This window comes from Chitinophaga fulva, assembly GCF_012927205.1.
Lineage (GTDB): Bacteria > Bacteroidota > Bacteroidia > Chitinophagales > Chitinophagaceae > Chitinophaga > Chitinophaga fulva.
The window spans coordinates 926,702-949,296 of the sequence record NZ_JABBGC010000003.1; the positions used below are offsets into that span (position 1 = coordinate 926,702).

Here is a 22,595-nt window from a genome sequence, read left to right on the forward strand (position 1 = left end):
ACAAACCTACAGGAAATTATACAAATTATTACAAAAGACAGCTTGTAAAGTTTGATGTCCGACAAGAGGAAAAAGACTGAAAACACGCATGGAGCAATGGAATTACTAATTTAACAGATAAACTTATTTTTTTATTTTTTGTGATCACAGCACCCATTAAAATGAGAATCATGCGCTGGAACCGATTTTGGATTTTAGGACTGGGAACTCTTTTCACCTGTACCTTTTTGATTCAGGCAAAAAACAATCCAGTTTCAAAGAAACAGGAAAACCCTATCCGAACTATTGTAATTGATGCCGGTCACGGCGGTGAAGACCCCGGGGCCAGAGGGAGCTACTCTACAGAAAAACAGGTAACACTGGCTGTGGCCCTGAAACTGGGCAAAATCCTCGAAGACAACCTCCCGGATGTAAAGGTAGTGTATACACGAAAATCTGACCGTTTCGACGATCCCCGCAAAAAAGCACAGATCGCCAACGACGCTAAAGGTGACCTTTTCGTGTCTATCCACTGTAACTCCACCGGCAAAATCAGAAAAATAGTCGACTATAAAACGGTCTACCGCAAAAAAGGGAAAAAGAAAATCCCGGTAAAAACACCTGTCTACGCCTATTTCCCAAGCAATGCGAAAGGCACGGAAACGTATATATGGGCCACCAGTAAGAACAACGCCAAAATGGAGTCCCTCAAACAAAACTCCGTGATCGTACTGGACGCCGATTCCGAAGAAACCAAGCAGCTCGCAGACGAGAACCCGGAAACGTTCATTCTCCTTAATACCCTGCGTAACGCCTACTTCGACCAGAGCCTCCGGCTGTCTACCCTCATCGAGGATGAATTCACCAAAGCCGGTCGTATCAGCAGAGGCGCCCGTCAGCGTAATGAAAAAGGTATCTGGGTACTTTCCGCTACCGCCATGCCCAGCGTGCTCGTAGAACTGGGCTTCATCAGCAACCCGGAAGAAGAAGAGTACCTCAACTCCGCCGGCGGTCAACAGGAACTGGCCATGGGTATCTTCAAAGCCATCAAACGGTACCGCGACGAGCTGGAACGCTTCACCAACCGCGGTTCTTCCAACACAGATGAATCTACTGCCAGCCGTCCGCAGGCCTTTAACCATGTCCGTAAACCGGCCGGTAAAGGCAAACACTCCGTTCCGCAACCGGACGACGAGTACTGCATTCAACTGATGACCACTGATAAATTATATACACCGGGAGCTTCCATTTTCAGGAAGCTCCACGGCGCTATCAGTCATGAACAGATTGTTCTTAATAAAAAAAAAATGCACCGATATACCTGGGGACACTTTAAAACAGACCGCCAGGCCTCCACGGCTGTACGAAAAGCCCGCAAACTCGGATTCAGAGATGCTTTCGTAACTTCCTGCTGATCCCCTGCTTCACCACACCCCGATACCCCGGCCACCCCTCCCCCTTTTTTTATTACCAACATTTTCTGCTACCTACGCCCCGTGCATGCTTTTTGATTATTTTTGCGGTGAACGTATACGAATCTCATGCTCAAATTATCTAATGAAACCAAGGTAGGCATACTTACCGTGCTGGGTATCACCTTACTCGTACTGGGCTTTAATGTATTGAAGGGAAAGAGCCTGTTTTCACACAACAAAACCATCTACGCTGTCTACAAACAGGTAAATGGACTGCAGCCGTCCAACGCCGTACAGGTGAACGGCCTGGTGGTAGGAAACGTTTCTGAGCTGAATGTAAAAGACAACGACCCATCCAGAATACTGGTTACCCTCACCATCACCAAAAAAGTAAACATCCCCCGCAACTCGGTAGCCCGCATCAGCAGCGATCTGCTGGGAACCAAGACGGTACAGATGGACCTCGGCAACGCTACCGAATACCTGCAAAATGGCGACACCATCTACGCTTCTGTAGACGGCTCCATGACAGATGCCATCAAAGAACAAATCACCCCGCTGGTGAAAAAACTGGAAGGCACCCTGTCTAATATAGATACCGTACTGCTGGCAGTTAGCGGTATCCTCGACACCACCGCTAAGGGTAACCTGCAGGAAACCATGCGCAACCTGAACACCACCATGCGCAATTTCTCCAATACCTCCGCCTCCCTCAACAATATGCTGGACCCGCAGAGAGGTAACGTACAGGCCACTATGAACAACCTGGCCTCTGTAACCGGCAACCTGAAAGCCAACAATGAAAAAATCGGCGGTATCCTCGACAACGCTAAAAAAGCCACCGACGCACTGGCTAACGGCAATATCGACAAAACATTACAACAGCTGCAGCAAACTACCGCCAGCCTGAACAGCACCATGGCCAAACTCAATACCACCGACGGTACGGCCGGCCTCCTGCTGAATGATAAAAAGGTATATAACAACCTGCAGGCGTCACTCGGCAGCCTCAATAAACTACTGGAAGACCTCCGTGTCAATCCCAAACGTTATGTGCATTTCTCCCTGTTCGGTAAAAAAGATAAAACGAAACCACTGCCTTCTGATACTGCAGCGGTACAATAACAGACATACATGAATCATTATATCAGATCAGTCCTTTTACTGGCAGTGATGTGCCTGGCGGCCATTTTACCCGCCCATGCCCAGATCCCGGCCCAGCCCGGGCCTAAAAAAGGGACCGTGATCGAAATCCTGGGTGCAGACACCCTGCAGCTCATCGAGAAAGACACGATCAATGTCACCCGCTTTATCGGCCATGCCCGGTTCAAACAGGGCACAACCCTGTTCTTCTGCGACAGCGCCGTTAAAAACAATAAGACCAATATCGTGGACGCATACGGCAATGTACATATCAATCAGGCCGACAGTGTCCATATCTATGGCAATTACCTCAACTACGACGGTAATACCCGTATCGCCATCCTCCGGGAAAATGCCCGCCTCACCGACGGCAAAGTCACCATCACCGGACCGGAACTGCAATACGATATGAACGCCAAAATAGGCAGCTATGTGAAAACAGGCCGCCTCGTGAACGGCAAAAGCGTACTGACCAGCGATGAAGGATACTACTACACCGAAACCAAGGAAATGCACTTCCAGCGCAACGTGGTACTGGTAGATCCGGACTATACCATGTCCACAGATGCCCTGCTGTACAATACCGAAACGAAAATCGCCAATATCATCGCGCCTACCACCATCAATGAAGGGAAACGCATCATGTACGCCACCAGCGGTTATTATGATACCGACAAAGGCTATGGCAACTTCGGTAACCGGCCCACCATCGAAGACAGCACCGGTACCCTCACCGCAGATAACATCGAAATGGACAAACTGACCGGCATGGCCTACGCCACCGGTAACATGGTGTATAAAGATACCGTCCGCAAAATGTCACTGCTGGCCAACCATGGTACGGTCAACCAGATCGCCAAAACCATCCTGGCCACCCAGAAGCCGCTGCTCATCATGGAAAAAAATAAAGATACCATGTACCTCGCAGCAGATACGCTCTTCTCCGGCATCATCAGACCTGGCGACAGCCTCTCCATCCCATCTGTGGGCGGACTGAAAAAAGAGCCGGTGAAAGAACCGCTGCGGGCAGTAAGGACCATCCGGCCACCGAAAGAACATATCCCCATCAATATCACCCTGATCAATCAGGGCGACTCCCTCGCCAAAAAACAACTGGACAGTGTGCCCGGTACCGTTATGATGTTTGTGGCCGACAGTGTGCTGGCCAAAACAAAAGACAAGCTGGACTCCAACCGGGTGAAACTGGTGAAGATAGCGCCACCGCTGTCCATCATCATGAAAGATTCTTTGCCAGGCGTCAAACACCATGCAGACAGTATCGCGTTGTCTGCACCACCTGCAAAAGATACCGCTGATCAACGGTACATCCTGGCCTATCACCATGTGCGCATGTTCTCCGATTCCCTGCAGGGCGTGGCTGACAGTGTATATTATTCTACCAAAGACTCCATCTTCCGCTTCTACCGCGACCCGGTGCTTTGGTCCAATAATGCCACCCAGCTCAGCGCAGATACCATGCTGATGTTCACCAAAAACCAGGCGGCCGATAAAGTACTGATGATCAAAAATGCTTTTATCATCAACAATGCCGGCCCTAATATGTACAACCAGGTGAAAGGCAATACCATCACCGGGTATGTGGCTGGCGAGTCGCTCGACTGGATGCATGTGGAAGGAAATGCCGAAACCATCAACTATGTAAAAGACCAGAGTGGTGCCTATATGAGCGTCAACAAGGCGCAATGCGGCATTATTAATATCTTCTTCAAAAAAGGAGACGTGGATAAAGTAGTGATGATCAAAGACCCCGAAGGCACCGTTTATCCCTTCACGCAAAGGCCCAAAGAACAGCTCCAGCTGGAAAATTTCAAATGGGACATCAAGCGCAAGCCCAAGACCAAGTATGAACTTATGCAGTAATTACGCTGTTATTTAGTTATTTTGCCATTTGGTTATTTAAAGAGAGCAAGACAATCTTTAAATAACCAAATGACAAAATATTAAAATGACAACATGATTAGAAGCGCATTCAAAACCCTCCTGTCCCCGATCCACACTTTTTTAAAAGACAGCCGTGCTGTAGGTATCATCCTGATCCTCTGCACCATCGTGTCTATGATATTGGCTAATTCATCGTGGCAGGAAAGTTATATTAACTTCTGGAATGCGCTCTTTGACCCGGCTGGCGGACATCATTATCAATACCGTGCACTGCATTTACCCAACTCCTACCTGTTATGGATAAACGACGGCATGATGGTGCTGTTCTTTTTCCTGGTAGGCATGGAAATAAAAAGAGAACTGACGGTAGGAGAACTTTCCTCCCTGCGTAAATCCATTCTGCCCGTGCTCGCGGCCATCGGCGGGATGTTATTCCCGGCACTGATCTTCAGCCTGTTCAACAGCGGTACGGAATATGCCCATGGCTGGGGCATTCCAATGGCTACCGACATCGCTTTTTCGCTGGGTATTCTCTCCCTGCTGGGCAACAGGGTACCGGTGAGCCTGAAAATTTTCCTGATGGCGCTGGCCATTATCGATGATCTCGGCGCTATCCTTACCATCGCTATATTTTATACGCCACATCTTAATCTTCAATACCTGCTGATGGCCGGCGGTGTATTGCTCATCCCCATCGCACTGAACCTGCTGAAAGTACAACGATTGATATTGTATTTCATTCCGGGCATTGTGTTGTGGTACTTTCTTTTCAACTCCGGCGTGCATGCTACCATTGCAGGTGTATTACTGGCTTTCTGCATTCCGCAGGATAAAATAGCGGACCTGGTGCATGGCCTGCATGACCCGGTCAATTTTATCATCATGCCTGTTTTCGCATTAGCCAATACGGCAATACAATTGCCTTCAGATATATTGGGCGCACTACATAATGATATCAGTTATGGTGTCATTGCAGGACTGGTGCTGGGCAAACCGATAGGTATTTTTGCCTTGTCCTTTGCCGCGGTAAAACTAAAACTGGCCAGCCTTCCCTCCAAATCAGGCTGGTTGCAGCTGATCGGTGTAGGACTGATTGCCGGTATTGGTTTCACGATGTCTATCTTTATCTCTTCGCTTGCTTATGTGGAAAGAGAATATCAGATCATCTCCATTATATCCGTGATAGCGGCCTCCCTGTTAGCCGGTATAGCCGGGTTTACCTTCCTTCGTTTATTGAAGCCTGTTATTCCGATCAAGAAAAGCAAATGATGGATTGGCACTGTTATTGTGAGGCTACCCCGAATTTTATTCAACCCGGAATATACTTTAGAGTGTATAGCCAACGTTAATAGTCGCATACATTTTTTGTATCAATAAATAAGCAACATCTATGAAAAAAGTCGTGTTATTTTTCAGCCTGTTTGCCCTGCTGGCAGTACAGGCTAACGCGCAGAAAAAGAAAAGCTATGGTAGCGGTAGTGTTGAAAACTACAACACTGCACTGGGTATCCGCCTGAACCCATGGGTAGTGGGTTTCACCATTAAACACTTCATCCAGGGCCCTCACGCCATTGAAGGATTGGTGACCACCAACCACGAACATAAATCCAACGTTACGTTCACCGCGCTGTATGAATACCATTGGAATATCGGCAGACCTGAGCTGAATATGTATGCCGGTGGCGGTGCACACCTTGGTTTCTATGACCGTCGTGATTATGATTGGGACCGTTATGTGGACAAAGGCAAAGGTACCTACGTATCTCCGGGCCTGGACGGTATCATCGGTGTTGAATGGACTTTCAAGAACATACCGTTGAACCTGAGTGCTGACCTGAAACCTTACGTTCAGTTTGTTGGCCCGACCAACTTCATCGGAGAAGAAATTGGCGGTATATCTGCACGATATACCTTTTAACATAGCGGAAACGCTAATAACCCGTAAACGGATCATGAGGCAAGCATGATCCGTTTTTTTATGTTCCTTATTTTTGAGCTACTTTTATTGTTCAACAGCAGGATATGAAAATCTTCACCGCTGCACAGGTCCGGGAGGCGGATGCCTTCACCATAGCACATGAGCCCGTGAGCAGTACCGACCTGATGGCGCGGGCTGCAGGCAAATGTGCTGACTGGCTGCTGGACCGTTTTGCCCCTTCTCATCCTTTTTTTATCTTCTGTGGTAAAGGTAATAATGGTGGCGACGGACTGGTGATTGCCCAGCGGTTGCTGGAAGAAGGTTACCAGGTAACGGCCTGCCTGTTGGAGTATGGCAATAAGGCCAGTGAGGATTATATATATTATTACCGGCGGTTGCAGCAGCAATATGCCGGCCGTATCCGTGAAATAGCCGATGTTACCGGTTTCCCTGAGCTGCCCCCTTCCACGGTGATTGTAGATGCTATTTTTGGTACCGGGCTGAACAAACCCATTGAAGGCTGGCTGGCCGGTATTATTCACAAGATCAATGATCAGCATGGCCGTCATACGATTGTAGCCATTGATATGCCCTCCGGGCTGATGGCAGACGCCAGTTGCCGCAATACGCCCGTCATACAGGCACATTACACCCTGAGCTTTGAATGCCATAAACTGGCTTTTCTGTTGCCCGAAAACGAGGCCCTCGTTGGCGAGGTACAGATACTGCCTATTGGGCTGTCGCCGGACTATATAACGCATACGCCTGCACGCTACCATCTGGCAGACAGGGAGATGATGCATACCATTTACACGCCACGCCCTTCTTTTGCGCATAAAGGCACCTTTGGACATGCCTTGCTGATTGCCGGCAGCTATGGAAAAATGGGTGCTGCCGTGCTCAGTGCCAAAGCCTGTCTCCGTGCAGGTGTGGGCCTGCTCACCTGTCATATCCCCCGTTGTGGGTATGATATTATGCAGATCAGCGAGCCAGCGGCCATGAGTGTGACAGATGAAATACAAGAGCACAGCGCGCATTTTCATGAACAGGCCGATGCCCGTTACAAAACCATCGGTATTGGGCCGGGACTGGGCACCGCTACAGCTACTGCCCGTTCTTTTGAGAAACTGCTGACCACTTACAAACGCCCGATGGTGATTGATGCAGACGCACTGAACATCCTTTCCGTATATCCGTCACTGTTATATCAGGTACCGGCGGGTTCTATCCTTACGCCGCACCCTAAAGAATTTGAGCGGCTCTTTGGCCCTTCTGCCAATGATTTCGAGCGACTGGAGCTGTTATCCAAACAGGCGGTACGGCTGCAGCTGTATATCCTGCTGAAAGGGCGTTATACCGCGATCGCCTGTCCTGACGGCGCCGTGTATTTCAACGCTACCGGCAATCCCGGCATGGCTACCGGCGGTAGCGGCGATGTGCTCACCGGCATCCTCACCGGGCTGCTGGCACAGGATTATGCACCCAAGGCCGCGGTATTGCTGGGCGCCTGGCTGCACGGCTATGCCGGCGACCTGGCCGCAGCAAAGTTGTCGCAGGAAGCGATGACCGCCGGGGACATCATCCACCACCTGGGCGCAGCTTTCCTTGAGTGTTTTTATTAATTCCCGTTTTGCACACCGCTGTAATAGATACCAGGACCGACAGGCCAAACCAACGGACATGCCGGTACGCCTGCCCGGAGAACCTGCAACCGAATGCAGCCACCAGGGCGGGCATCCCCCCGAATCTCCGTTAAAACCAGCTGCCATCCAGACTTCCCTGTTAATTCTTTTTTGCCTGCGGTATTTCCTTACCTGTAATGCTTAATTCAAAATTTTATTATCTATATTTATTGGATAACATTTAGTTAATACGCTATTTTTTCAACCGAGCAATTTAAATACGCTTCTATGAGTATCGTTTTCCTCGTTCCCTGTTTTGGATTACTGGCCTTGTTATTTACTGCAGTCCGCAGTTCCTGGGTTTCCCGCCAGGATGCGGGTAATGAAAAGATGAAAGAAATAGCGCAGCACATTGCGGAAGGCGCTATGGCATTTTTAAAAGCGGAGTATAAAGTACTGATATACTTTGTTATCATAGCTGCGCTGTTATTGGGTTACATGGGTGCTTCCCATCATACCTCCCACTGGTCGATAGGTCTCGCCTTTATCATAGGCGCTGTATTCTCTGCCACGGCCGGATTTATCGGAATGAAAATAGCGACCAAAGCCAATGTGCGTACTGCACAAGCTGCCCGTACCAGTCTCGCCAAAGCGCTGGGCGTATCTTTCACCGGCGGCTCTGTAATGGGTATGGGTGTTGCCGGCCTGGCCGTACTGGGTCTCGGCTCCCTGTTCATCATCCTCAAATCCTATTTCGGCGCGGCTGCCAATACCGGTGAAATGATCAGGACCATCGAAGTATTGACTGGTTTCTCACTGGGTGCAGAGAGCATCGCCCTCTTTGCCCGTGTAGGCGGCGGTATCTATACCAAAGCGGCCGACGTGGGCGCTGACCTGGTAGGTAAGGTAGAAGCAGGCATCCCTGAGGATGATCCGCGCAACCCTGCTACCATCGCGGACAACGTGGGTGACAACGTAGGTGACGTAGCCGGTATGGGCGCCGATCTTTTCGGTTCCTATGTGGCCACTGTACTGGCAACCATGGTATTGGGCTCTGAAACAACCTCCCAGGACGCGTTTGGAGGCATTGCGCCCATCCTGCTTCCCATGATGATTGCCGGTACCGGTATCATCTTCTCTATGATCGGTACTTTCTTCGTAAGAATCAGCGATAGCGCCGGCCTCAGTACCGGCGTAGTACAGAAAGCGCTCAACATGGGCAACTGGGGCTCTATCATCCTCACTGCCATCGCTTCCTGGTTCCTCGTTAACTGGATACTGCCCGACGGCCCGATGGTACTGCGTGGTCACGAATTCACTAAAAGCCAGGTGTTCGGCTCCATCGTGGTAGGCCTCGTTGTAGGCACCCTGATGAGCATCATCACTGAATATTATACGGCCATGGGTAAACGCCCTGTGCGCTCTATCATCCGTCAATCCGCTACCGGCGCTGCCACCAACATCATCGGCGGCTTGTCAGTGGGGATGGAATCTACAGCACTGCCCATCCTGGTCCTGGCATTTGGCATCTATGGTTCCTATGCATTCGCAGGCCTCTATGGCGTGGCTATTGCCGCTGCTGGTATGATGGCCACCACCGCTATGCAGCTGGCTATTGACGCCTTTGGCCCTATCGCCGACAATGCCGGTGGTATTGCTGAAATGAGCGAACTGCCCAAAGATGTGCGTGAAAAAACGGATATCCTCGATGCGGTAGGTAACACCACCGCTGCTACCGGTAAAGGATTTGCCATCGCTTCTGCGGCCCTGACCGCACTGGCCCTGTTTGCTGCGTTTGTAGGCGTGGCAGGCATCAAAGGCATCGATATTTATAAAGCCAACGTACTGGCTGGTCTCTTCGTTGGCGGCATGATCCCCTTCATCTTCTCCTCACTGGCGATTGCAGCGGTAGGACGCGCGGCCATGGCCATGGTGGAAGAAGTACGCCGCCAGTTCCGCGAAATACCCGGTATCATGGAAGGCACGGGTAAACCAGAATACGATAAATGCGTGGCTATCTCCACACAAGCCTCTATCCGTGAAATGATCCTGCCAGGTGCTATCGCCCTGATATCTCCGCTGTTGATCGGTTTCATCGCCGGTCCTGAAGTACTCGGCGGTTTCCTCGCCGGCGCTACCGTTACCGGCGTACTGATGGGCATCTTCCAGAACAACGCCGGCGGCGCCTGGGACAACGCAAAAAAATCTTTCGAGAAAGGCGTGGAAATCAACGGGGAAACTTTCTATAAAAAATCAGAACCGCATAAGGCCTCTGTAACCGGTGATACTGTCGGTGATCCGTTCAAAGATACCTCTGGCCCTTCTATGAACATCCTCATTAAACTGATGTCTATCGTGTCACTGGTAATTGCCCCTACCCTGTCTGAAAAATTCCATACTAAGGAAGAAGTACCGCCAGTGGCCAAGGTGAAAACCGTCACTCCGCCCGCTGCCAAAACCCAACAGGTTTATGTACTGAAATAAAATAATTCCGCCTGGCGGACGATTCTCCGGATAAGATCGCTATTGATCAATAATTCAATGATTAATAGCACTTTACCATCTTACCGGCAGTATCGTCCGCCATTTTTTTACGATTTACTGTAATTTTTTTTGTTACAGTAAAAAACTACTGTACATTTGTGCTATCAAACTGTAATAAAAAATAAAACAGTTAAACAATCGGTCAGTTGTGGCTGTAATTATATCACTACAAAAAAGCATTAAATATGAAAGTAGCTATTATCGGCGCATCAGGATTCATTGGCAGCGCCCTTTTAAACGAAGCATTGAACAGGGGTCATGAGGTAACCGCCATTGTACGTAATCCGGAGAAAATACAGGTTAAAAACGATCATCTGACCGTTAAAAAAGGCGATGTGACCAACGAAGCGGAAGTAGCTTCCCTTGTAGCGGGCAATGATGCTGTCATCAGCGCCTACAGCGCCCACGACACTGCCACCTATGTGAAGGCTATCCGCGCCATCATCGGCGGACTGAAACAGGCCGGTATTAAAAGACTGATCGCGGTAAGCGGTGCAGGCAGCCTGGAAGTAGCTCCCGGCGTACAACTGCTGGATACCCCCGAATTCCCGGCCGCCTGGAAGGAAGGCGCCAGCGCTACCCGCGAAGCCTACAAAGTGATTAAACAGGACAAAGACCTGCAATGGACCGTGTTAAGTCCTGCTGCCATGATCGCTCCCGGCGAACGCACCGGTAAATTCCGCCTCGGTGGTGACCAGCTCCTTACAGACGCTAACAACGAAAGCAAAATATCCACTGCCGACTACGCCGTCGCCCTCATCGACGAACTGGAAAAACCGGCACATATTCAACAGCGGTTTACTGTCGCATATTAATACCCAGGACTAAAGTCCTGGGCTAAGATGTTTTTCAATTTTTTTCAAATGATCACATCTATAATTACGCAGAGCAACGACATAACCCAGGGCTTTAGCTCGGGATTTGCAAACGATGGAAGGTGAAAGGAATTGAAAAACATCTTAGCCCAGGGCTTCAGCCCTGGGAATCATGAAAATCACGGGGTTACAGCTTTGATGGCGCTACACCGTACTTTTTCCTAAACGCGCTACTGAAATGCTGCGGGGAAGAATATCCCGCTTCATCGGCTATATCAGCGAGGGGTTTACCGCCAGCCAGGATCATCTCCCGGGCCATGTGGAGGCGGTGGTCATTAAAATAACCGAAGACCGTATTATCAAACACGGTTTTAAAACCGGATTTAAGTTTAAACTCATTCAGGCCGGAAAGGCGTGCAAGCTCCGCCAGTGAAGGTGGTTCCTGCAGGTCCTGCAACAGCAGGTAGCGTGCATGCTGCAGCTGCTCCAGCTCCCTTGCACTGATATTGTGACGTATGGTCCGTGCGCGGCCAAAGTCATTTTCCACCTGGTCACACTGCAATGCCAGCAGCTCCATGACCTTTGACTGAAGGAATAACTTCTTCAGTCCGCCTTTGAACTGGCACCGGCGTATTTCTCCCAGCACGGTTTTCATACGGGGCGTAATATGCGGGTTCATCTTATCGGCCAGGATCACGCCTCTCTTATTGGCAACGGCATTCGCCATTTTTCCCAATACCTGCCCGTTACTGTCGGCCAGTGCAATAAAGCGTTCCGGTGAAAAGTTCATGCCCAGCACCTGGATACCTTTCTGCTTTCTCAGCTCTGCGGTCTCCTCCCGGTGGGGAGAATACATGATATTATGCTCCAGTGAGGAAAAACGGAACTTATCCCTCATCCCTTCCACACTGGCACGTACATCCCCCTGCTCCATAAACAACATAGACACATGAGGCATAATATCTTCCGAGGCCACCGTCAGGTTCTCGTAGATCTCTGCTGTACAGATGATGAGGTGTATCCCGTCAAACTTGCATTCTTGTATGTTATAGGCGCCAAAATCAAGCTGCTGCTCTTTTTTCTCCTCCACAATGGCTCCTGGAGGCGTTAAGTCCTCAGGCGAAAAAGGAAAACCTTCCTGCAGCAATACTTCGTTCAGCTCATTTTTGATTACTACAGCCATAAAATAATCCGTTTCGTATAAGTTTTAATCCTTTTCATGTAACAGCTATACGGACAAACAGTAGCAAATTTGCACAAATATATCCCGCAAAATTCAAATCCAAACGCCATGATTGGAATATTCCGTACAAATATTAACACTGTTAAGGATAAAGACAATGTGATCGATGCCATTTCTTCCAGCTTTAGCGTAAATGCGTGTAGTGTGGACATAGAGGACTGCGACAAGGTTTTAAGAGTGATCAGCCCCCAGCAACTGGCAGAAAGAACGATTATCGAGTTCGTGAACCGCCTCGGGTTCCATTGCGACATCCTTGATTAATGCCCCTCAAAACCAGTCCTATGCTGAATATTGAGCTTGAAGCATAACCCCTGGCTTCAACCTCAATATTCTTTCTCACTTTTCCTGTTTATCTTCACCCCCTATTATTAACCAAAAAAATAATTTGACTCCTAATAGGGGTACAAATATCCCACCACGTCTTATTAGCAACGTCACAAAAACAGGAAACGTCATTTTAAAATCGAGATTTACCTTTATGAAAACTTTGGTCACCATGTTGATGGCCTTGCTGGTATTAATACTGGCAACGGGTCCAACACGCGCACAACAGCAACGTTTTACCGTTAGCGGTTATGTAAAAGACAAACAAAACGGGGAAAGCCTGGTGGGAATTTCCATAGGCAAACCTGGCACCAGCGTTGGTACAGTTACCAACCAATACGGTTTCTATTCTCTGACACTCCCCGCCGGGGAACACGAGTTACAGTTTTCGTATATGGGATATGCACCCGTTAAAACAACTGTTAGTTTACATAGTAACAAAACACTTGACATCCGTCTGGAAAGCAGCAGCAGTCAACTCAGTGAAGTCACTGTCAGCGGCCAGAAGCAGGAAAAAGCGATCAATACGCTCAACACCAGCATCAACCGCCTGGACATCGCTCAGATGAAAAAACTGCCTACTTTCATGGGTGAAGTAGATGTGATCCGTTCCATTCAGACACTTCCAGGTGTCACCACGGTAGGAGAAGGCTCTTCCGGCTTCAACGTCCGCGGCGGCAACAGCGATGAAAACCTCATCCTGCTCGACGAAGCGCCGGTATACAACTCCAGCCACATGCTCGGCTTCTTCTCTGTATTCAATCCGGATGCGGTGAAAAGCCTCAACCTGATCAAAGGCGGATTCCCTGCTGAATATGGTGGCCGTACCTCTTCTGTGCTCGATATCCGCATGAAAGACGGTAACAACCAGAACTTCAACGTGAACGGCGGTATCGGCAATATCTTCAGCCGCCTGTCTGTGGAAGGCCCGCTGGTAAAGGATAAATCTTCCTTCATCGTGGCAGCCAGAAGATCATACATCGATATCCTCATGAAACCCTTTGTGAAAGGCGACATGAAGGATACCAAACTGAACTTTTATGATCTGACAGCCAAAGCCAACTACAAATTTGATAAAAACAACACCCTCTTCGTGAGCGGCTACTTTGGCCGTGATAAATTCGGACTGGGCAAAGACGTGGACATGAACTGGGGCAATACTACCGCTACCCTGCGCTGGAACCACGTATTCACCAACCGCCTGTTCCTTAACCTGACCACCTACTACTCTAAATACGACTATAGCCTCAATTTCAGCAATGGCTCCAAAAAACAAGAGGACGAACTGCTGCAGGGCTATAAATGGACTTCCAATATTATCAACTACGGTCTGAAACCGTCTTTCACCTACTACCTGAACACCAATAACATCCTGCATTTCGGCGTACAGGGCATCTACTATACTTTCCGCCCGGGCACCGGCAGCAGTGTGGAAGGTGACAAAAACAGGTTGAAAGAACTCACCGAGAAACATGCATTGGAATCAGCCGTATACCTGGACCATGAGTGGAAACCCACTAAAAAATTCGGTATCCAGTACGGTGGCCGCTTCTCCGCCTACCAACTGTTGGGTAAAGGAACTGCCTACTACTTTAACGATACCACACCAGGTATCCGCAGAACGCTCACTGGCAGCAAAGATTACGGCGCTAATGAACTGATCAAGGGTTATTACTACTTCGAGCCACGACTCAGCGCCCGCTACGCTATCAACGATGAACATGCCGTGAAAGTAGCTTACAGCCGCACCACGCAGTTCATGCACCAGCTCTCCAATACAGCGTCTCCTACTCCGCTGGATATCTGGACACCCAGCACCAACAACATCGAGCCTAGTTTATCTGACCAGTACACCGTCGGTTATTTCTACAATTCTCCCAACGACTCGTATGAGTTCTCTGCGGAAGCTTTCTATAAAACAACCGATCATCAGCTGGATTATATCGACAATGCCAACCTGCAGCTGAACCAACTGATCGAAGCAGACCTGCTGCCTTCCCAGACCCGTGCTTTTGGTCTTGAGCTGTATGCTAAAAAGAATGTCGGTAAAACCACTGGCTGGATCAGCTATACATTGTCCCGCTCAGAAAGAAAAACACCGGGCATCAGTCTCGATGAATGGTTCCTGAACCGCTATGACCGTACGCACAACTTCAACCTTGTGCTCACGCATGAATTCACGAAGAGAACTTCCCTGTCTGCCAACTGGGTATATGCTTCCGGTACGCCCGGCACCTATGCCGACAACAGGCTGCAGTTCCAGGACTGGGATATTCCATACAACAGCACCGAAAAAAGGAATAATTACCGCCTGCCGGCATTCCACCGTCTGGACCTGTCCTTTACCCTTAAAGGCAAACAGCTGAAACGCTGGAAAGGCGAATGGGTGTTCTCCCTGTATAACGTGTATGGCCGCAGAAATGCCTACAGCATTTACTTCAAGCAGAATGACGATGATCCCAACAAACGGGAAGCAGTCCGCCTGTCTATCATCGGCTCCATCATTCCGGGCATCACGTACAACTTCAAATTTTAATCTGTCTAAAAAAGAAACTAATGAAAAAACTGTCATTATTCATCATATCAGCGTTAGCAACGCTTACTGCCTGCGAGGATAAAATAGATCTGGATATCGCCCCGGGTAAATCATACCCGGTGCTGGATGCCTGGATTACCAATGAAGCTGGTCCGCAAACGATCAAATTCACCATGTCTGTGCCTTTTACGGACAACAATCCGGCGCCCATTATCAACGATGCGTCCATTACACTCTTCGATCTGACCAACGGCAAGTCTTATCCGTTTGCGTTTAAGGAAAATGCATACACCTACGACGCCACCGGTAACCCGATCGGTATTGTGGACCATGCCTACAAACTGCATGTGGAATACAAAGGAGAGATCTTTGAAGCGTTTGATACCCTTAAACGGGTACCGCCGGTTGATTCTATCACCCTGAAATTCAAGAAAAAGGAAGAAGCCATGTCAGGTAAGGAAGGATACTATGCCACTATGCACGCAAAAGACATTGAGGGCGGCCCTATCGACTACTACTGGATTCGCTCCTACCGTACCGATACTACACGCCGGCTGCGCGATGCTTTCTCCATTGACGGTTCCTACGATGAAGGCGTGTCTGATGGCGCTATTTTCATCCTGCCTATCACGGAGAGCATCACGGATTTCAGCAAACCGTTCCAGCTCAATGAAAAAGTGATCGTGAAATTGAAATCTGTGACCAAACGAAGTCACGAGTTCCTGACACAGGTGGACCAGCAGGTGAATGCCGGCGGACTGTTTGCCAAAGTACTGGAGAATGTAAAATCAAATGTCAACAATACCACTCCTTCCGGAAAAACCAAAATCCTGGGCTGGTTTGGCACTTCAGGTGTCAGCAGGTCTGAAAAACTGGTAAAATAACAAGATAATTTTGGCTATTTAGGTAGCTGGTGATTTACAGACGATCAAAAAATCGTAAATTAAATAACCAAATACCTGAATAGCCAAATTTCTTTTTATGCCTCCTAACCTGATCATGTATGCCATTCCCGGCTTTGTTTTGCTGATGCTGCTGGAGATCATCATTACCACGATAGACCACCGGAACCTCTACGAGCCCAAAGACGCCCTCAGCAGCATTGCCATGGGGCTGGGCAAACTTTTCATAGGCCTGTTTACCAAAGGTGTCATTCTTGGCTTCTATCTTTTTGTTTATCAATACCGTCTTTTTACCCTCGGTTTTACCTGGTGGGCCTGGGTATTGTGTTTTTTTGCAGATGATTTCAGTTACTACTGGTTTCACCGCAGCAGTCATACTGTCCGCTTTTTCTGGGCTTCCCATGTCATCCATCATTCTTCCCAAAAATATACGCTCGCCACTGCATTGCGTCAGACATGGACGGGCGACCTTACCGGCACCTTCCTGTTTTGGTTCTGGATGCCTCTCGTGGGATTCCATCCCATCATGGTATTGAGCATGCAGGCCATCAGCCTGATTTATCAGTACTGGATACATACAGAGATGATCAACAAACTACCACGGCCAATAGAATTTATCTTCAATACGCCTTCCCATCACCGGGTGCATCACGGTTCTGACCTCGATTACCTGGACCGCAACCATGGCGGGATGCTCATTATCTGGGACCGTATGTTTGGCACGTTTACGCCGGAAAAGCAGCGGCCGATATATGGGCTCACCAAAAACATCCATACCTACAATCCTTTCCGGATTGCCACCCACGAATGGGTGGACATCTGGCGCGACCTGCGACGGGCACGGTCTCTGCGCGAAGCGTGGCACTACCTGCTGGATGCACCGGGCTGGAGCCCCGATGGCAGCCGGCAAACCACCAAACAACTAAGAGGCCGATAAACTCCGGCCGGGATTCATACGGGCAGCTTTGATGCTCTGAAAACTTACCGTCAGCAAAGCTACTATTAACGCCATTCCGCCTGCCAGCAGGAATACCCACCATGCAAGGCTGGTACGGTAAGCGTATTGCTGCAACCAGTAGTGCATGCTGTAATATCCCAATGGCACCGCTATCAGAACAGACAATATCATCAGGCGTACAAAATCAGCTGTCAGCAATGTCCACAAGTTCAGCTCAGAAGCGCCCAATACCTTGCGGATACCAATTTCCCTGGTGCGTTGCGAAACCACAAAAGCCGACAAGCCAAATAACCCAAGGCATGAAATAAATATGGCCAACACGGCAAACACCGCAGCCAAACGGCCCAGGCGCTGTTCGTCGGAGAATTTACGGGCATACACTTCATCCACAAATTTATATTCAAAAGGAGCTGCAGGGTTGTATTGACGAAACACTTTCCCAATCCGGTCCAGCGCATCCACCACCGGCATTTCCGGCCTGATACGGACTGTAATGAAATTGTACCATTTGTAGTCCAGCCGGAAAACCATCGGCGCCACACGCTGATAGGGCGATTCCATGATCATATCCGCAGCCACGCCTATCACGCGGCACGGCGCACCGCCATACTCCACGATCTCCCCTACCGGGTGACTAAAACCCATTAGACGCACAGCTGCTTCGTTGAGGACCAACGTACCTGTATCGGCTGGATAATCCCGTGAAAAATCTCGCCCTTCCTTGATCTTCCATCCGATCGTATGACCATAATCGTGAGAGACGGCCACAATTTTCAGTTGAGGAACGATATTAGGGTCTTTCCCCTTCCAGCTGAAGCTCTTTTCATTTTCGGGCGCCTCTGTGGTAGCTGCCGCAGCATAGGCCATATCTGCCACAGCACCCGTTTCCATGAGGTCGCGGTGCAGCGTATTGTAATTGGCCTGGTACAATTGCGGGGTGTTGACGCCAAGCGTGATAAGCCCTTCCCTGGCGTAGCCGGCCGGCCGGTTGCGTGCATGTTGCAGCTGGCGGAAAACCACCAGTGTGCCGATGATCAGCGTAACAGACACGGTAAACTGCAGCACGATCAACGTTTGACGGGGCAGCCAGGCGGCTTTGCCGGCGGCTATTGTTCCTTTCAGCACCTTTACTGGTTCAAACCGGGAGAGATAAAACGCCGGGTAACTACCGGCCAGCAGGCCCACGAACAAAGTGAATAATAATATCGCCAGCCAGAAAGGCGCGTTGCCCCAAGGCAGCACCATATGTTTATCAGCCAGGCTGTTAAAGAAAAACAGGGAACACTGCACCATCAATAAACTCAATATCATAGCCAGAAACGCGACCAGTATGGATTCTGTCAGGAACTGCCCTATCAGCTGGCTCCTGTACGAACCGATGGCTTTTCGCAGACCTACCTCCCGTGCACGCTGCTCACTACGCGCAGTAGCGAGGTTCATGAAATTAATCACTGCCAGCAGTAACACGAACAGTCCGATAGTACCCATTAGTTTCACGGTGCCGATACGTCCGCCTGTATTTACACCATCCCTGAATTCATTGTATAAATGCCATTGATTCATCGGTTGCAGGAAGATGCGCTCCTTCCCTGTGGTAATATGTGCCTGTACCAGGTTTTTGATTTTGTCTGATACTACGGCGGGCTTTGCATGTTCATTCAATTCCACGATCAGTTCCCAGTGATGGGTGGTCCAGTCTGTACTGGCCTCTAGCAGCCATACCAGCTCCCGCAGGGCTTTTCCCCATGGCAGGAGCAGTTTGGTATCGTGGAATGTAGTATTCTCGGGCATGTCTTCATATACACCAGCCACTTTCAGGTCCATGCGGTTGTCCATGCGCAGCAGCTGGTTAACGGGATCAGTATGCCCAAACAGCGCCTGTGCCAGTGATTGGGAAAGCAGCACAGAGGATGGATCGTTCAGCGCCTCCTGCCGGCCTGCGATCATACGTAAGGATAACATGGCGGGCAGATCGGGCTGTGCCCACCGGCCTATAGCGGTGACTTTCGTTTCTCCATTGGCCAGCACATGGTTATAAGTCGGGAAAACGACAGCCACCTTTTTAAAGTCCGCGCCATATTTATTCCGCAGCTCGTCCGCCAGCGGAATACACACCCCGGTACTGGTCACCAGTGCTCCGTTGTCCAACTGGGTGCTCATCACCCTCGCGATACGATTATGATGGGTGTGATAATGATTAAAGGACCACTCATCCCATATCCATAATCCAATCATCAACGCCACAGCCATTCCCGTAGCGAGGCCGATAATATTAAGCCCTGCGTACAGTTTATGCCGGGCAAAATGGCGGAAAGCAATTTTAAGATAGTTGCGGATCATGCAGTGGTGATTTGAGTACCTGCGTGGCCGCGAAGAAAATGCCAATATACCTGCATTATATATACCATATGTTTATATATTAAAAATAATGCGCTTTGTCCATTATCAGACAATTTTTGTCCGCTTTCACTGCTGACGGCGGCTCCCCCGTAACGATCGTCTCAGGATGTCCGTTCATCCGTTTTTTATCACCTTGATCACATTCTCTGATAATTTATTTTGCATTTACGAAAACAATCGTACATTAGCTACGAAGATATTCGTACAACAATAATCATCCTTGATAAAACATCATGACTGTGAAACAAATAAAGCCAACAGAAAGTGAATTGGAGATACTAAGCATTCTCTGGGAGAAAGGTCCCTGCACCGTACGGGAGGTGCATGACATCCTCTCTGCCACCAAAGATGCCGGCTATACCACTACGCTGAAGCTGATGCAGATCATGCATGACAAGGACCTGCTGGAACGTGATACCAGCAGTAAGACCCACGTGTATAAAGCGGCTGTTTCCCAGGAAAAAACCAGGCAGCAGCTGTTAAATAAAATGATAGATACCGTCTTCGGCGGATCGGCCACCAGCCTGGTCATGCAGGCATTGGGGCAGCATCGCTCCTCAGACGCGGAACTGGAGAAAATCAGGGAATATTTAGCGGAAATAGAAAAACAACAAAAGCGATAACAGGTAAAACATATACTACTATGAACTTATTACCTATTACCGGCGATCTGGTGCGCGCACTTGGCTGGAGCATACTCCACGCCTTATGGCAGTCCTTCTTCGTATACGCCTGCCTGAGAGTAGTGCTGAAACTATGGCCTATGGCCAGCGCCCGGATTAAATACAATCTGTCGTTTTTTGCACTTTCCGGTATATTCGCCTGGTTCCTCATCACTTTTTATCAGCAATGGCATACCATCTCGGCAGCGAAACAACTGCTGATACAATACAACCCTGCCGAGGCAGCGAATATGGCCGCACTGGCGCAACAACCGGTGGCGCCTTATCCGGGCCAGCTGAAAGTAGTGGAGCTGTTTCCCAGCCTGGAGCTCTGTTTCCCTATACTCGTCACCTTCTACCTGGCCGGCATGTTGCTCATGACGATCAAATTCGCGTCCGACCTGGTACAACTGCATCATATCCGTACCACCATGGTAGAGCCCATGGGCGAAGCCTGGGAAAAACACCTGCGCCAACTGATGGGCAGACTGAAATTATCCCGCCCGATAAAACTGCTGGTGTCGCGTTATGTTCAGGTACCGGTCATGCTGGGATTCCTGAAACCAGTGATACTGTTGCCCATCGCGATGGTCAACAACCTGTCGGAAGAGCAGCTGGAAGCCATTTTGCTGCATGAGCTGGCACACGTAAAACGCAATGATTATCTGTTGAATATCTTCCAATCCATTGTAGAAACGATCCTCTTCTTCAATCCTTTCGTATGGCTGATTTCCCGTATCATCCGCCTGGAAAGGGAACACTGTTGCGACGACCTCGTGATCGCAGGCACCGTCCAACCACTGCATTATGCCAAAGCACTGATGGCGCTGGAAACGTACCGGTTAACTTCCAACCCCATGGCCATGGCTGCTGCAGATGACAAACAACATCTGTTTCACCGCATCAAAAGAATTATGGAGATGAAAACAAAACATCTTAATTATAGTCAAAAATTATTAGCAGTCCTGATCATTGCCACAGCCCTGGTGTCTATCGCATGGCTCAACCCTGCCAAAGGGAAAGATGCTGGCAACAAACAGCCGGAAAGCACTACTGCCGCAGATACCAGCATCCAAACACTGCCAATGCCTCCTGCTCCGCCTCCCCCGCCACCGCCGGCGCCGAAGCCAGTCGTTGTACCGGATGCACCGCCAGCGGCAGACGAAATCCCGGATGCTCCCGAGCCTCCCCCACCACCACCGGATGCTCCTGAAATGCCCATCCCGGCTAACATACAAACGCCGCAAAATGTGATCGTGATGAATAGCAAAGGACATGTGCTGTTCTCACCGGTGGCTCCCCTGAACGCGCTGTCTGACACCTCTACGCCGAACCGCCATATACGCAGCTCCGAAGCCACTGCCAAAAAAAACCTGGAACGGGCCCAGCAAAGCGTGGAGAAAGCCATGCAACGCCTGAAAGAAGTAGATATCAAAAAGATACAGGCCGAAGCGCAGGCAGAGGTAGATAAAATCGACTGGAAAGCCATTGCCGAAGAGACACAGGCAGCCCAGGAAGCAGCCAGAGAAGCGCTGAAAAACATCGACTGGTCACAGATGCAGCAGGACATTAAAAACAGCATGAACTTCAAATTCGATTTCGATAATGAAGAGTGGAAAACAAACAGCGAGAAGTTCAAAAAGCAAAGCGAAAAACTCCGCAAGGAATGGGAGGCTAACCGGAAAAAAGCAGAAGCCGACAGAACACACCAGCTGAAGGAAATGGGCCGCACACGGGAAAAAGTGTTCGCAGCCAACAGGCAACAGATGCAAATGATGCGCGATTCCGCTTTTTCCAAACAAATGCAGATGCACAAACACATGGATGAACAACGGGACGTCATGTTCCGTGAGGCAGAAAAAGCCCGGGAACAAGCTGACAGGGCCAGGGACCAAGCTGACAGGGCCCGCGAAAAGGCCAATAACTCCTCTAAAAAATATCGCGAAATGATCAACAAAATGGCGGATGATAAACTGATAGACAACCAGCATTCCTTCACCATCGAAAAGAACGGAAACGGCCTGTATATCAACGGTGTCAAACAATCCGATAATGTTGCGGAAAAGTACAGACAATACCTGCAAAACAAACGGACTTATATCAAACAGGCTGAACCCGGTAATCTTAATATCAGCATCGAAGATTAATCACTCCTCATAAAACGGCATCAATCGTTCTTCATCATAGAAAAAGCGCAAAGAATGATACGGCTGGAGTTGCGTCAGCGGCCCG

Annotated in this window: 16 protein-coding genes; 14 read left to right on the top strand and 2 right to left on the bottom strand. The window is 49.3% G+C overall.

Annotated elements, in window-relative coordinates; translation table 11 throughout:
- Nucleotides 1-170: 170 nt before the first annotated feature.
- The 8 genes from HHL17_RS27075 to HHL17_RS27110 all read left to right on the top strand — a co-directional run bounded on the left by HHL17_RS27075 (nt 171) and on the right by HHL17_RS27110 (nt 11,338).
- Entirely contained in the window at nt 171-1,394 is a 1,224-nt protein-coding gene (locus HHL17_RS27075) for an N-acetylmuramoyl-L-alanine amidase family protein (RefSeq protein ID WP_169227959.1), read from the top strand.
- A 126-nt stretch (nt 1,395-1,520) separates the two neighbouring features.
- Nucleotides 1,521-2,519, top strand: a complete 999-nt coding sequence (locus HHL17_RS27080) for an MlaD family protein (protein ID WP_169227960.1) — start codon at nt 1,521-1,523, stop codon at nt 2,517-2,519.
- A 9-nt stretch (nt 2,520-2,528) separates the two neighbouring features.
- On the top strand, nt 2,529-4,418 hold the full coding sequence (locus HHL17_RS27085) for an OstA-like protein (RefSeq protein WP_169227961.1): 1,890 nt from the start codon (nt 2,529-2,531) through the stop codon (nt 4,416-4,418).
- Nucleotides 4,419-4,511: 93 nt separating this feature from the next.
- Nucleotides 4,512-5,708 (top strand): Na+/H+ antiporter NhaA, encoded by a 1,197-nt coding sequence (gene nhaA / locus HHL17_RS27090; RefSeq protein ID WP_169227962.1) that lies wholly within the window; start codon nt 4,512-4,514, stop codon nt 5,706-5,708.
- Between the two features lie 121 nt (nt 5,709-5,829).
- Nucleotides 5,830-6,357, top strand: coding sequence for a hypothetical protein (locus tag HHL17_RS27095; RefSeq protein ID WP_169227963.1), 528 nt, complete (start codon nt 5,830-5,832; stop codon nt 6,355-6,357).
- Between the two features lie 104 nt (nt 6,358-6,461).
- Nucleotides 6,462-7,979, top strand: a complete 1,518-nt coding sequence (locus tag HHL17_RS27100) for an NAD(P)H-hydrate dehydratase (protein WP_169227964.1) — start codon at nt 6,462-6,464, stop codon at nt 7,977-7,979.
- 288 nt (nt 7,980-8,267) lie between these two features.
- Nucleotides 8,268-10,463: a sodium-translocating pyrophosphatase gene (locus tag HHL17_RS27105; protein ID WP_169227965.1), complete on the top strand. Its 2,196-nt coding sequence runs from the start codon at nt 8,268-8,270 to the stop codon at nt 10,461-10,463.
- 245 nt (nt 10,464-10,708) lie between these two features.
- Complete coding sequence (locus HHL17_RS27110; protein ID WP_169227966.1) at nt 10,709-11,338, top strand: NAD(P)-dependent oxidoreductase; 630 nt, start codon at nt 10,709-10,711, stop codon at nt 11,336-11,338.
- Between the two features lie 187 nt (nt 11,339-11,525).
- On the opposite strand, the gene HHL17_RS27115 is transcribed toward HHL17_RS27110, so the two are convergent.
- A complete protein-coding gene (locus HHL17_RS27115; RefSeq protein WP_169227967.1) occupies nt 11,526-12,521 on the bottom strand; it encodes a helix-turn-helix transcriptional regulator in 996 nt (331 codons plus the stop codon).
- A gap of 108 nt (nt 12,522-12,629) precedes the next feature.
- On the opposite strand from HHL17_RS27115, the gene HHL17_RS27120 reads away from it, so the two are divergent.
- The 4 genes from HHL17_RS27120 to HHL17_RS27135 all read left to right on the top strand — a co-directional run bounded on the left by HHL17_RS27120 (nt 12,630) and on the right by HHL17_RS27135 (nt 17,280).
- Nucleotides 12,630-12,842 carry a hypothetical protein gene (locus HHL17_RS27120; protein ID WP_169227968.1) on the top strand — a complete coding sequence of 71 codons (213 nt, stop codon included), beginning with the start codon at nt 12,630-12,632 and terminating at the stop codon, nt 12,840-12,842.
- A gap of 217 nt (nt 12,843-13,059) precedes the next feature.
- Nucleotides 13,060-15,441: a TonB-dependent receptor gene (locus tag HHL17_RS27125; protein WP_206156187.1), complete on the top strand. Its 2,382-nt coding sequence runs from the start codon at nt 13,060-13,062 to the stop codon at nt 15,439-15,441.
- 20 nt (nt 15,442-15,461) lie between these two features.
- Nucleotides 15,462-16,325, top strand: coding sequence for a DUF4249 domain-containing protein (locus HHL17_RS27130; RefSeq protein ID WP_169227969.1), 864 nt, complete (start codon nt 15,462-15,464; stop codon nt 16,323-16,325).
- 97 nt (nt 16,326-16,422) lie between these two features.
- On the top strand, nt 16,423-17,280 hold the full coding sequence (locus HHL17_RS27135) for a sterol desaturase family protein (RefSeq protein WP_169227970.1): 858 nt from the start codon (nt 16,423-16,425) through the stop codon (nt 17,278-17,280).
- On the opposite strand, the gene HHL17_RS27140 is transcribed toward HHL17_RS27135, so the two are convergent.
- The gene (locus tag HHL17_RS27140) at nt 17,266-19,641 is read right to left on the bottom strand and encodes an ABC transporter permease (protein WP_169227971.1); all 2,376 of its coding nucleotides are present in this window, start codon (nt 19,639-19,641) and stop codon (nt 17,266-17,268) included. The two genes, HHL17_RS27135 and HHL17_RS27140, sit on opposite strands and share 15 nt — an antisense overlap.
- A 293-nt stretch (nt 19,642-19,934) precedes the next feature.
- On the opposite strand from HHL17_RS27140, the gene HHL17_RS27145 reads away from it, so the two are divergent.
- Nucleotides 19,935-20,324 carry a BlaI/MecI/CopY family transcriptional regulator gene (locus HHL17_RS27145; protein ID WP_168872630.1) on the top strand — a complete coding sequence of 130 codons (390 nt, stop codon included), beginning with the start codon at nt 19,935-19,937 and terminating at the stop codon, nt 20,322-20,324.
- Between the two features lie 20 nt (nt 20,325-20,344).
- Nucleotides 20,345-22,510 carry a M56 family metallopeptidase gene (locus HHL17_RS27150; protein WP_169227972.1) on the top strand — a complete coding sequence of 722 codons (2,166 nt, stop codon included), beginning with the start codon at nt 20,345-20,347 and terminating at the stop codon, nt 22,508-22,510.
- Nucleotides 22,511-22,595 lie beyond the last annotated feature (85 nt).

Coding starts and splice junctions, on each gene's coding strand:
- HHL17_RS27075 (WP_169227959.1), top strand. CDS start 171: ATGCGCTGGAACCGATTTTGGATTTTAGGACTGGGAACTCTTTTCACC.
- HHL17_RS27080 (WP_169227960.1), top strand. CDS start 1,521: ATGCTCAAATTATCTAATGAAACCAAGGTAGGCATACTTACCGTGCTG.
- HHL17_RS27085 (WP_169227961.1), top strand. CDS start 2,529: ATGAATCATTATATCAGATCAGTCCTTTTACTGGCAGTGATGTGCCTG.
- nhaA (WP_169227962.1), top strand. CDS start 4,512: ATGATTAGAAGCGCATTCAAAACCCTCCTGTCCCCGATCCACACTTTT.
- HHL17_RS27095 (WP_169227963.1), top strand. CDS start 5,830: ATGAAAAAAGTCGTGTTATTTTTCAGCCTGTTTGCCCTGCTGGCAGTA.
- HHL17_RS27100 (WP_169227964.1), top strand. CDS start 6,462: ATGAAAATCTTCACCGCTGCACAGGTCCGGGAGGCGGATGCCTTCACC.
- HHL17_RS27105 (WP_169227965.1), top strand. CDS start 8,268: ATGAGTATCGTTTTCCTCGTTCCCTGTTTTGGATTACTGGCCTTGTTA.
- HHL17_RS27110 (WP_169227966.1), top strand. CDS start 10,709: ATGAAAGTAGCTATTATCGGCGCATCAGGATTCATTGGCAGCGCCCTT.
- HHL17_RS27115 (WP_169227967.1), bottom strand. CDS start 12,521: ATGGCTGTAGTAATCAAAAATGAGCTGAACGAAGTATTGCTGCAGGAA.
- HHL17_RS27120 (WP_169227968.1), top strand. CDS start 12,630: ATGATTGGAATATTCCGTACAAATATTAACACTGTTAAGGATAAAGAC.
- HHL17_RS27125 (WP_206156187.1), top strand. CDS start 13,060: ATGAAAACTTTGGTCACCATGTTGATGGCCTTGCTGGTATTAATACTG.
- HHL17_RS27130 (WP_169227969.1), top strand. CDS start 15,462: ATGAAAAAACTGTCATTATTCATCATATCAGCGTTAGCAACGCTTACT.
- HHL17_RS27135 (WP_169227970.1), top strand. CDS start 16,423: ATGCCTCCTAACCTGATCATGTATGCCATTCCCGGCTTTGTTTTGCTG.
- HHL17_RS27140 (WP_169227971.1), bottom strand. CDS start 19,641: ATGATCCGCAACTATCTTAAAATTGCTTTCCGCCATTTTGCCCGGCAT.
- HHL17_RS27145 (WP_168872630.1), top strand. CDS start 19,935: ATGACTGTGAAACAAATAAAGCCAACAGAAAGTGAATTGGAGATACTA.
- HHL17_RS27150 (WP_169227972.1), top strand. CDS start 20,345: ATGAACTTATTACCTATTACCGGCGATCTGGTGCGCGCACTTGGCTGG.